An 11,513-nucleotide genomic window follows, 5' to 3' on the forward strand; every position below is an offset into this window, starting at 1 on the left:
CAACAATCTGCCAAAGTAGTGTATCATTTGTGTCGCCACAACCGAAGCGGTTCAAAACCGCCTCTCGGTCAGCAAGTGGAACCCACAAGGGGCGGCAGGACTGCGCTGGCTGCCCGGTCGATTGACGTCCCGGCAAGCCTGCCGTTTAGTGATGCAGATTTCGAACGAGCGGGATCACTCCTGTGATTGACGCGAAACTCGACCAGGCTGGGATAGCCAGGAAACGGACCGCCGGGCGCAGCGTCAATCCCTGGTCGGACTGGAGCGCCAAAGCAGCCGTCGTGATCGTCTATGGCGGATCCGCGCTCGTGGGCGCCGCCAGCGTCCCTCGCCTGCTTCCGCCCGACAATATCCACGACCTGCTGACGGTCGCCGCCAGAATTGCCAACGTCCTGTTCCTCGGCCTCGTCGCACTGGCAACCGTGACCCGGCTGGTCCCGATCATGAAGTCGCAGGGCATTGAGACGCGGGTCTCAGCCTTGCTGGGCACATTCTTGAGCATCGCGCTCGCGTTTCTTCCGAAGGCTGAGTTGGGACCGATCTGGTCGGCCGTTCCCACCACGTTGATCCTGGTGGGTATCTCGCTCAGTATCGTGGTGCTCCGCTGGCTGGGTAAATCGTTCAGCATCTTGGCAGAGGCCAGGCGCCTGGTGACGGAAGGGCCTTATGGAATTGTGCGACATCCGCTCTATCTTTGCGAGGGGGTTGCTCTGGTCGGCATGACACTCCAGGTCCTTTCACCGCTTGCCGTGCTCGTCGCCATCATGGTCGTGACGAGCCAATACCGACGGATGATCAACGAAGAGCGGATCTTGAGGCAGGCATTTCCGGAATATGCCGCCTACGCCGCCGTAACTCCTTTTCTGATCCCTGCACGACCTCGGCGATCGGCCAATCAAGCCAGCGAAGAGCTTTCGACCAAAGCTATCGATCCGCAGGTCTAACACCGGATTTCACTTCCGCTTGATGTGCTGCCAGTGGAACTTCGATCCCAGCCAAGCCTAGCCCTCCTGCGCTTCAACGAAGCCATCGAAGACGATCAAAAAATCAATAAATATCAGTATGTTACATTACAAACACGCCCTTCTAGGCTCCAACCATGCCCAACGTGCCCGGCCCGACAATCGTCTCAGGCCTTTGAACGCATTCACTGAAATACGCGACAACATTAGGAATGGATCGTGCTCGAGACTGCTCCTGGACGGAGACAATCGGCCGCCGAGAGCTCATTTCTAAGCATTCTGCGCGGCCATCTTCGTTGACGCTCCCCTCTCGGCTGATGCTGGACGTTGCGCCATGAGCTTTTATACGCAAATCAAATTATTCGCCCTTGTCCTCGGCGCCTTGCTGGTCCTGACTGCTGAGCCGGCTTCCGCGACGAAGCGCGTGGCTTTGGTGATCGGCAATTCCACCTATCAAAACGCACCCCTGCTTCCCAACCCGGCCAACGACGCCGCCGCCATCGCAGCGACGTTGAAAGCGGCAGGATTTGACGTGGTCGACTCGAGGCTCAATCTCTCCGCGACAGACATGAAGCGAGCCTTGAGGGATTTCGCTGATCAAGTACGCGATGCCGACATTGCTCTCGTCTACTACGCAGGCCACGGGATCGAGATCGATGGCGCAAACTATCTGATCCCGACCGATGCAAGGCTCGAACGCGATACGGACATTTACGACGAGGCGTTCTCGCTCGACCGTGTGCTGCTGGCGATCGAGCCTGCGAGACAGCTACGGGTCGTGATCGTCGATGCGTGCCGCAACAATCCTTTTGCCGATACCATGAAGCGAACGGTTGCCTCACGATCGATCAGTCGCGGGCTCGCTAGGGTCGAGCCCACCGTATCCAATACGCTGATCGCCTTCGCCGCAAAGGCCGGGTTGACGGCGCTCGACGGCAACAGCAAGAACAGCCCGTACGCGGCGGCTCTGGTCAAGTACATCGCAAAGCCGGGCCTCGACCTGCGCAGGGTATTCGGCTTTGTCCGCGACGATGTCCTGCAAGCCACAGGAAACCGGCAGGAGCCCTACGTCTACGGCTCGTTGGGCGGCGAGGACGTTGCTCTCGTGCCTAGTGCCAAGGCAGAGGAACCGACGCCTGCGGCGGCAAATCCCCAGTCCGAGGTCCGCCGTGACTACGAACTGGCGTTGCAACTCAACAACAAGGCCGCCCTGGGCGTATTCCTGAGCCAGCATCCCGACGGGTATTACGCTAGTCTGGCAAAGCTTCAGCTCAACCAGATCGAGGCGGAGGACGCACGGATTGCCGCAACTGAGAAGGCGCGGCAGGCCGAACAGCAGCGCGTTCGGTTGGCTTCCGAAGGCGCCCAGCGCACCGACCAGGAAAAGGCGGCCGCAGACCTGAAGGCCGCGGAGAACGCCCGCATTGCCGCCGAAACGACAAAGCAGGTGGCGCAGCAGCAAGCAACTGATGCCGAGCGGAAGCGGGCCGCCTCCGAGGCATCGATCATCGCTGCACTCACCCCGAGGTCCGCGACCGAGAATTCTCTCGCAGCTGGTTCGCCTCCGGCGGCTGAGTCCGTCCAGAACGACACGAACGCAAAAATCGCCGCCCTGAACGACGGGCCGCACCAAGTCGATCCCGCCAGGGCCGATATCCCTCAAGCCGATCTTGCCAGGTCGGTACAGAGCGAGTTGAGCCGCGTCGGATGCTTCACGGGTGCCGTCGATGGCGAATGGAATGCGGCTTCGCAGCGCTCGCTGGCGCTCTTCAACCGCCAGGCGGGGACCAAATTCGACACCAAGCTTGCTAGTCTCGATGCGCTTGACGCAATCAAGCTCCGGCCGTCGCGGATCTGCCCGATGATCTGCGACCACGGCTACCGAGCCGACGGCGACCAGTGCAGCAAGATTACTTGCGCCGAAGGTTCGTTCCTCAACGACGACAATGAATGCGAGAAACGGCGCGGCAAGAAACCCGTTGCAAGCCGCAGCACGGACGAGCGCCCAACCCGCGCGGATCGGCCGGCCCGCGAAAAGCTCGCTCCGGCTGCGGAGGCTCCCGTGCCACGGCGGCAGGCGACAGCCAAGGGAAGCAGTGGCCAGATCTATTGCGACCGGCTTCTGTGCCGTCAGGTCAACCGTGGCTGTCACATCGAATCTCGTGGCGGCAACGGCGGCGCCGACGGCAATGCTGGAAACGTCGAGGTCTGCAACTAGCGCGCCGCAGAAGAGGTGCCCGAAGCGGAGCGATCCGAGTGACAACGTGCGAACTGGAGCAGAAGGATATCGGCACCTTTCCAGGTGTGACCCTCTTCACCAAACGGCAGGCGCCCGGCATGAGGCCGACGGCGGTCTATCTCCCGCCGAAGCACCTCACGACCGCCACCAAGTTCGATGTCGTGCTCTGGCTGCATGGATTCTACGTCAGGGATCATGAATACCTGTTCCGCAATGATCCCGCGCGCTTGCGCGAACAGGTCCGGGATTCCGGCAGGGACGTTGTGCTTATCGCGCCATTCCTGGGCTACGAATATGCCGTCGGCGAAAGCTTTGCCGGCAACTACAGCGTCAAGGATCTGGCCTCTGCCAAATGGGGCGAACGCTACCTCGACGAAATACTCGGGGCTCTTGCCAGGTGGCTGGCTCCTGCTCTCGGAACCGGTTCCGGCTTTGGGACCAAGCCTGGCTCGGAGACCGTACCCCAGCTCCAGATCGGCAAGCTCATCATCGCCTGCCATTCTGGCGGGGGGAACGGCATGCGCAATCTGGTCGGAAGCCTCGGAAAATATCAGCCGAACCTGTCGGCCTGCTGGGGATTTGACTGCCTCTATGGCGCGATGGCACAGCCCGATGACGCGACGTTCTGGTACCAATGGTTGTCTGGTCAGAGCACCTGCGCACTCGAAATCGTCTACGGTCCGTCGACGCTTTCGCAATCGGTGAAGCTGGATTTGATCGGACGCGGACTGGCAACGCTCGATGGAGATCGTGCTCTGTCATCGCGCCCTGCCCTCAAGAACCTCAATGTGAGCGTGGGTCACTATGACGCATTTCCAGCCTTCGGGCAGATGGTCAGGGTCAATGATCTGGATCCAGCTTACGTGGACCGCTTCATGATTCCGCAGGTCGCCGACCAAGCTCCCCTGGGCCACAAGCCCGCCTCGCATCACGGTGAATTCCTCAAAAAGGCGATCTCAAACGTTCGCGACGCTTTTCCTTTTCCGAAAGACATTCATTACATGATCGCCCGGGGCGGTTTCTACGGCCGGCTGAACAAGCTGTAGATTTGCGGGAACGGCTGCGGCCGATCACGGACTAGCCGGCCAACCGGCCACCTGCTAGCTTCCGCCGTGGTGACGCGAGGAGACCTTCGCAGATGACGGGCAGCCCCTTCGACCCGAACACCGCACCAAAGGCCGGCAACACGGGCCAGGACCGCGCCGCGATGCGAGCGGACATGAACAAGGTCGCGCTGAAGCTGCACGAAGCCGGCATTCAGCTCTACGGCTTCTACAAAATCCACGACCTTGTGCCGTACTGGAATCCGCTTGGCTTCGACTTCATGTGCGACAACTGGCGGCAATTGCTCGACGCCGCCGGCAAGGCGCCGCGGCTGGGCTCTGACCAGATCGACATGCCGGGTTATGACCCGTGGCTGAAGGCAGGGGTCAAGAGCGTCGGCTTCACGCAGACCGGCAAAGCTCCGCACGTGCATCTCGACATTGCGATCGACCGGCCCGGGCTGTGCCGGATCTACATTCTGGAGAAAGACGATGAGCGGCGTCTCGACGCGCTGCGACGGGCCCGGGTCGTTACCGCGAGAGACACCGAGGTGTTCAGGAAGATCTACCGACGGGTGGAGGGTCTCGGTGTCGATCTCGACGAGCACATCGGTTCGCACCTGGAGGCAGGACGGCTCGTGCTCGACGGCATCAATTTCGTCGCCAAGGATCACAACCGGCTTCTCGATGTGCTGACGAATCTGAAATATCCCGCCGGCAACAGTGTTTTTTTCCGTGGAGAACGATCCGGCCGCGGTCATTTCTTCGGCAATGCCTCGTTCCTGGCAACCGAGGGCATCGGCTTTCGGCAAATCTGGCAGACATTTCCGGAAGAAAGACCGGTTGCGACGACCGACCCGCGAACCGGGCCGGCGATGGATCCCAAGGCTTCGGCTCGGTTCGGCGATTCAAAGAACCTGCCCGATCTCACCTCGGTGCACTGTGCCGTCTCGAAGCGGATCTGCAACTTTCACATCGACGAGATGGGCTTTGTGGTCAGGGACAGCAAAGGTACCATCATCGTCGACCCGGACGCGCTGCGGCATATTTTTGTCGAACTGCTCTGGAAAACCGACTTGCAGGGCAAGCTGCCCTTCTGGGCGCTCGACAACGTGAATTTCATGATCCCGAGTTCGCCAACCGATTTCTCTCGCGTCGGAGTGAGCGTCGACGTCGCGAAGTTCGGGCGTGTCAGCATCGCGCTCAACGGCAGCTGCTCGGTTGACGGCAAGATGGAAACATCCGGCACGCTCACCCTCGGTTTCAAGTTCTGAGCCAGTCGACGGCCCCGGCTTACTTGATGGAATAGGATTTGACGTCCAGCGACCAATTGTTCGACACCAGTCTTCCGTTGGCGCTGTCCGGCACACGCAACTCGCTGGTCCAGGCCGCCAGGTAGCTCAACGCGTCGGCCTGGCTCTGCAGCTTGCGCGGGAGATCCGGCAAATCGAGCAATTGCACACGCCGCTCACTGAGGATCGCAACCATGATAGCCGAGCCGGTCGGCGGTGCGACGACATACTCGAAGCCACGTTGCCGCGCTGCTGGCGTCGGCACAACGAACTGGACGCCGGGCTTGACAAGATTGATGTCGCGTTCGTCCGACTGCTCCACCAACTCGGGAGTCGGAAAGATCTGGGACATCCGTCCTTCCGCATCCACATCAACCAGAATGAGATAGCCCTTTTTCCTGGAAGTTACGCCGAATGATACCTTGCCGCCGACCTCGACCGTCGGACCCGGCAGGATCTCGAGGGACACGTTCGCGGAATTGCTCTGCACCGCACTGGTCTGTCCGCGCGTGACCTGGATGCGCCAAAGCGATGAAGCGATCGCTGGGCTTGCATGCGAGGATTCCGGGGGCAACGGCGCTGAGTGCGCGGGTCCGCCCGTCAGCAGGAGCAGCAACGCAAGGTATATTCGCTCGCGGCGGATCGGCTCCGATGGCGACATGGCTCCCCCGGTCAAACCGTCAGGGAGCACTGAAGAAGCCGATCGAGGCGATCCGCGCGTCCGCCGGCAGGTAACGCTCGAGACTCTTGATCAGTTGCCCCGACGCACGACGCCGATTGAGCTGGATCAGGACGGTCTCAAGGTCGGACATGCGCTGCTGCGAGGTCACCGCGACAATCTGCTCGGCGCCAAAAGGCTCGCCCACCCTGAGCGGTAGCCGCAAGCTCGGCGATTTGGCCAACGGCGCATCCGTACCCACGGGATACAACATCTGGATGGTTCCATCGCCTGACACATTGAACAGCAACAGCGCCCTCGCCGCGACGTCGGACAGTTCAACTTCGATGGTCTGGCCGGCGCGCTGCTGTCGATCGTCCGGCCAAATACGCATCGTCTGGGGTGAACGAGTTGCCATTCGCTTGAGCTCGCGGATGGCCGCGGTGCGATCCACGACCGTCGGCAAATTGGCCACCTCCATCCCGTAAGCGACCACATCGCCCCAGGCGATTACGTCATGAGACACGGGGTCCCAGATCAAGTCGGGATTATCCGTCGGCTGAACCGCCTGTACGGTGACATCCTTCGTGCTCACGCTCGAAAAATAGTTCATCTTGCCGTCGAGCGCCGCCAAGCGGATTGGCGTTGAAAGACGGGGGGGCGCCGGTGCGGTGCCGGCGAGCGCGGTGTCGGTCGGAACTGGATTGCTGGGAGCTGCATTGGGCGCGGCGACAAGGGTTGGTACCGTCGGAGTCTTGGTCGTGGCAACCGGTGCGGAGGGCGCCTTCCCATCAGCGGCAACCGTAGCCTGAGCAGTGGCGGTTCTCGCGGCCGGCCCCTGAATGAGCACCACACCGCGCGTCAGTTCGAACGCGACGTCCGTCTCCGGCGTCTGCGCAGGCGACGATATCGTCACGATGTTCTGGCGCTGGTCTGAAAGCTGATAGACCACCTGGCGGACGTTGGCGAAGAGCTCCTTGAGTGTCACCTTGCCATCATGATTGATGTCCGCGCTGCCCTCTACAGCCCGCGCCACCGCGTAGCTGAGAGCCCCGCGCAGGCCATCGACCCCGGGGATTCGCACTTCCGGGGCCTTGGTGTTGCGATCAACGGCGGCCAGGAACGCGGTGTGATCGAGATCGAGCTCGGACTTCGGATCGTTGCTGTCCGACACCGGCTTCAATTCATCGACCAGCAGCGTGTAGCGCGGCACCTGGCGAAAACTCATCTCCTCAGCCCGCGGATCGATATCGCGCACCATTCCGCCGCCGTGGCAGGTGTCCGCGACGAAAATCACCTTCGCACCGCGCAGTTCGAACTGCCGGATGAAGTGGTTGAACTCGCTCCCCAGAACACGTTCGACCGATCCAGTCGGCGTGGTTTCGAAGCCTGGCAGCAGGAACACGTTTTCCATGCCGTCCGGCTCCGAGCCCTTGATGCGCTCCGGCTCCTGCGTGCCGTGACCAGCGATCGACAGAAAGACGAGATCGTTGTTCCTTGTCCGCTCCACCATCGCGCTGATTTCTCGCAGCACGCTCGCCCTGTCCGCTTGGGCATTGGTCAGCTCGAGCACGTCGCCAACCCCCATCGTCTTCAGACTGGACACGATATCGGCGGCGTCGGCGACCGCCCCCTTCAGCTTGCGGACATGTTGATAATCATCAATGCCGATCACGAGCGCACGCACGGCCCCGCCATCCGGATTGCTTATGGAAAGCGCTTCCGCCGCCCGAGCATGCTGCAGCGGCAGGCCGATCATCGCGGCGAGCGCGATGGCGGCGCACAAGCGGCCGAACCTGTGTTCAAATCCTCTGGAGCTTCGCATCCTGATCCACCTCGACGTCATGCAGGCCGCCCCGGAACCAGATTGTCGGATCGAGGCGGTGGCCCGCCGTCCGGGTGTTCGAAACGCCAGCCGGCAGTAGTTCATAATCATCTGTAGCGCCGAGGACACCGGGGGTTCAGCGCTTCCTGGTCGCTGGCTTGTTGGTCGCAGCTTTGGCAGCCGTCGATTTGCGCCCCGTCGGCGCATCGTCCTCTTGATAGGCATCCGCCGAAACTGTCGCCTGGTCATCCGCGAAGGCACGGAACCGGACCGGATTGTAGCCACGTGCTAGCAGGCCCGCCAACGGATAGACGTTGCGGCAGACGCGTCCATTGCATCCACCGGTCGAGGATTCCATCACCTCCGCCTTGCGATCGGGCGTAAACCGCAGGAATAACATCACATGGGAGCCCGGCTTGTTGAGCGCATCGCCGGGCTTGAGGTCCCAGGGATTCGACACGGGGGCCGCGATCGCCGGGATGGCGGCAGTCGTGTAGTGGACCGAGAGTCCCCACGCGGCGCTGACGAACGCCGAACAGTCGACGCCCGCCACGTCTGGCCGCGGCGCGTTGCGGGTGCAGACGTTGCCGGCCAGCGTCCCGCTCTCGATCCGCTGCCGGAAATTTGCGAGCGAACCGTGGCAGCCCCAGCAATAGGGTACGCCGCGCACCTCCTGGTTCACCTTGCCCTCTAGGTACCACGGCCGACGAATGCGGTTGAAGCCGCTGCACTGGCTATCCGGATCGTTGCCATAGTTCGCCTGCGTCAGCTTCCACTGCACGCCTTCGAATGCGAACGCGGTCTCGATCGCCTGCTGACGATTGGAGGGCCGGACCGCGGCAGTCGCGCTGAACTTGACGTCGCTGTCGGGTCGGCCGTCGGGGCCCGGGGCCGGCTTCGCTGAGGTCCGCGACGGCCGCACGTCGATGACCAACACGTTGCCCAGCGGTTTGAAGCCAACGCCAACCACTTCGACACCGTCCGGCTTGGTTCGCAGGAAATAGACATCGCCATCACCCGAGACGGTGACGAACCGCCTGGTCAGCGGGGTGTTCTCGAGTGGCAGTTCGTAGATTCCCTCGAGACGACCGTTTGCGGCATAGCGTGCGACGAAGGTCGAGGCGTTCTTCCCCGACGGCGGGATGTCCTCGGCCAGCACATAGAAGCGGTCGCTGTTGTCAATCTCGAGAAATTCGACCGTGCCGAGCTGGTCGCGCACGCGCAGACCGAGCGCGCCAATGCTCTCGTTGGTGACCATGGTCTGGATCTCGATCCGTACGCTGGAATTGCCCTTGTCCGGGATGACGTCGGCGATCACCGAGCCCTTGCTGCGGGACGCGATGTATTGCCGATCGGGCTGCCGCCCCTTCCTGATGACCGCCGCGCGCGTGTTCTGGTCGAGTAGGTCGGTTGCGCTGCCTGGCGGCTGCGACCCCATCTGGGCGAAGGCGGAGACGGCGACCTGATCGTCCACGCCGCGGCTTGAGACTTCCTCGAGCTGGATCTGGTCGCCGAGCCCACGCGTGGACTGCCCCGCCGCTGCCTTCAACGTGCGCACGCCGCCGTCCCAAACCATGATGTCGTCGTTGTGAACGACGAGGTCGGTCGGCTGGACATCCTTCGGCATCTTCAGGACGTCCGGGGCGGAGTTCGGTTGTTTGGGATCGAACTGGAGAATGCGGCCGTTGATCTGGTCGAGCACGAACAGGTTGCCCTGCCCGTCGGCGCTGAGCGCTTGGGGGCCCCCCAGTTCCACGTCCTCGCTGGCGGGAACGATGCCTACCATCGAGGGTGCCGAACCGCCGGCGAAGCTGCGCACGATAGTATCCTCGGCGTGCGCCGCGGTAGCGAAAATGCCGGCACCGGCAATCAAGACCCAAGTCCAGCAAAATCGACGAAACATATTCGCCTCAGTGTACCCCGAACCGATCGTCGCGCCGGACCGACTAATCCGAGATGCCGTTAATGCGGCGCGTCAATTAGTGGTGAGCAATCTCGATCCCGTTCAATTCTATCACTGGACGGTGATAGTCCGAATTCTTCAGCTTGCGGTGCAAATTCATGACAAGGAATAGATTTGAACAGGTCAACGAAGTCCAGCCCGACGCCATCACGTTAGTCCTGAAACGCGACAATGACGGCGCCACTGGATCGGTCGTGATGCCGGCCGCTGCGAGCGGCGGGCGACTGTCAAACGACCAGGTCAGTGCCGCGTTGCCGGCCCAGGATGCCTTTCGCGGCGCGATCCGGCTCGCCAATGATGTAAAGCTCGCGATCGTGGTGTGGGATCCGGACGGCGTCTGGAAGTCCGAATGGGGCGAGCTTTACCGGGCCCTCGACTGATCCATTGCCGAGCGGAACCGGCACATGTTGCCACGCCATATGGAGACTAGCATGGTGAATGAACCGCCGCCCCGGCCTTCGTTCCGGGTACGGGCCCTGATGGCCGCGTTCATGGTTGCAACCACCTGGCCGGCGCAGGCCAACGACTCGGCTGCCGAATTGTCGATTGGCGGACTGCAGTTCGTTCACACCAACGATGTGGCTATGGAGAGCGAGGATCTGCGTATCGCGCTCGACAAGGTCAGCGTTCGCTATCAGTTCGCCAACATCACCAACAAGCCGGTTACGCTGACTGTGGCCTTTCCGCTGCCTGACATCGACCTCTCGGAAGCCGACAATATTGCCCTGCCGTCGAACGACCCGGTGAACTTCGTCGACTTTGAGACCAAGGTCGACGGCAGCCCGGCGCCACTGACTATCGATCAGCGCGCCATGATTGGCGACAAGGATGTCAGCGCTCAACTCCGCCAGTTCAAGCTGCCGCTGCTGCCCATCGGCAGCCGCGAGATCCGGGTGGCCGACCTGCCCGCAACAACCCGGACGCGGCTGGTGGACGACGGGCTCTTGATGCCTGCCGGCATGAGCGACAACGGTCGGCAGCAATATGCGCCCGGCTGGGTCACCAGGACCTCCGCCGTTCGTCAGCAAGTGTTCCCGCCCGCGCGCACCGTCGTCGTTGAACATCAGTACCGGCCGAGCGTCGGCTCTAGCGCAGACACTATCCTGCGCGCGAGCCTGCGCCGCAGCAGCGCGCTTGGTCTGGAGGTCGCGCGTTATCGGAAGGAATATTGCGTCACGGATGCATTCCTCGCCGAGCTTGATAAGCGCGCAGGCGACGGCCAGGCCAATAGCGCGAAGCTGCAGGAGCGGCGCATATCATACGTGCTCAAGACCGGCGCGAATTGGGCAGGTCCGATCCGATCGTTCAAGCTGACCATCGACGCTGGCGGCAGCGACCGCCTGGTCAGCTTCTGTCAGGGTCGGCTCAAGGCATCGCCTGCGGGGCGCACACCTGAATATACAGCAAGCGACTTCAAACCGGATACCGACCTGAAGATCCTGATGGTCGGACAATTCTAAACCGCGATGAGATTGGGATGAACTGCCATCGCGCTTTAGCTCATTGATTGAGCATGATCCCAGCGGAAAAC

The 11,513-nt window shown here is 61.9% G+C and carries 9 protein-coding genes; 6 read left to right on the top strand and 3 right to left on the bottom strand.

Going from position 1 to position 11,513, the window contains the following annotated elements; translation table 11 throughout:
• Positions 1 to 281: 281 nt before the first annotated feature.
• The 4 genes from FXB40_RS33435 to FXB40_RS33450 all read left to right on the top strand — a co-directional run bounded on the left by FXB40_RS33435 (position 282) and on the right by FXB40_RS33450 (position 5,518).
• Positions 282 to 944 carry a methyltransferase family protein gene (locus FXB40_RS33435; protein WP_148776551.1) on the top strand — a complete coding sequence of 221 codons (663 nt, stop codon included), beginning with the start codon at positions 282 to 284 and terminating at the stop codon, positions 942 to 944.
• A gap of 352 nt (positions 945 to 1,296) precedes the next feature.
• Positions 1,297 to 3,180 carry a caspase family protein gene (locus tag FXB40_RS33440; protein ID WP_148776552.1) on the top strand — a complete coding sequence of 628 codons (1,884 nt, stop codon included), beginning with the start codon at positions 1,297 to 1,299 and terminating at the stop codon, positions 3,178 to 3,180.
• Positions 3,181 to 3,218: 38 nt separating this feature from the next.
• Entirely contained in the window at positions 3,219 to 4,247 is a 1,029-nt protein-coding gene (locus FXB40_RS33445) for a hypothetical protein (protein ID WP_148776553.1), read from the top strand.
• Positions 4,248 to 4,339: 92 nt separating this feature from the next.
• The gene (locus FXB40_RS33450; protein ID WP_148776554.1) at positions 4,340 to 5,518 is read left to right on the top strand and encodes a hypothetical protein; all 1,179 of its coding nucleotides are present in this window, start codon (positions 4,340 to 4,342) and stop codon (positions 5,516 to 5,518) included.
• A gap of 19 nt (positions 5,519 to 5,537) precedes the next feature.
• On the opposite strand, the gene FXB40_RS33455 is transcribed toward FXB40_RS33450, so the two are convergent.
• From FXB40_RS33455 to FXB40_RS33465, 3 genes are all read right to left on the bottom strand, one after another.
• Entirely contained in the window at positions 5,538 to 6,197 is a 660-nt protein-coding gene (locus FXB40_RS33455) for a DUF4384 domain-containing protein (RefSeq protein WP_148776555.1), read from the bottom strand.
• Positions 6,198 to 6,216: 19 nt separating this feature from the next.
• Positions 6,217 to 8,040 carry a caspase family protein gene (locus FXB40_RS33460; RefSeq protein ID WP_430648172.1) on the bottom strand — a complete coding sequence of 608 codons (1,824 nt, stop codon included), beginning with the start codon at positions 8,038 to 8,040 and terminating at the stop codon, positions 6,217 to 6,219.
• Between the two features lie 115 nt (positions 8,041 to 8,155).
• Positions 8,156 to 9,922 carry an NHL repeat-containing protein gene (locus tag FXB40_RS33465; RefSeq protein ID WP_148776557.1) on the bottom strand — a complete coding sequence of 589 codons (1,767 nt, stop codon included), beginning with the start codon at positions 9,920 to 9,922 and terminating at the stop codon, positions 8,156 to 8,158.
• A gap of 158 nt (positions 9,923 to 10,080) precedes the next feature.
• On the opposite strand from FXB40_RS33465, the gene FXB40_RS33470 reads away from it, so the two are divergent.
• Both FXB40_RS33470 and FXB40_RS33475 read left to right on the top strand, forming a co-directional pair.
• The gene (locus FXB40_RS33470) at positions 10,081 to 10,362 is read left to right on the top strand and encodes a hypothetical protein (RefSeq protein WP_148776558.1); all 282 of its coding nucleotides are present in this window, start codon (positions 10,081 to 10,083) and stop codon (positions 10,360 to 10,362) included.
• A gap of 51 nt (positions 10,363 to 10,413) precedes the next feature.
• The gene (locus FXB40_RS33475) at positions 10,414 to 11,442 is read left to right on the top strand and encodes a DUF4424 domain-containing protein (RefSeq protein ID WP_246208125.1); all 1,029 of its coding nucleotides are present in this window, start codon (positions 10,414 to 10,416) and stop codon (positions 11,440 to 11,442) included.
• Positions 11,443 to 11,513: the final 71 nt, after the last annotated feature.

Origin of the sequence: Bradyrhizobium rifense, from assembly GCF_008123425.1 — a bacterium.
Classification (GTDB): Bacteria; Pseudomonadota; Alphaproteobacteria; order Rhizobiales; family Xanthobacteraceae; genus Bradyrhizobium; species Bradyrhizobium rifense.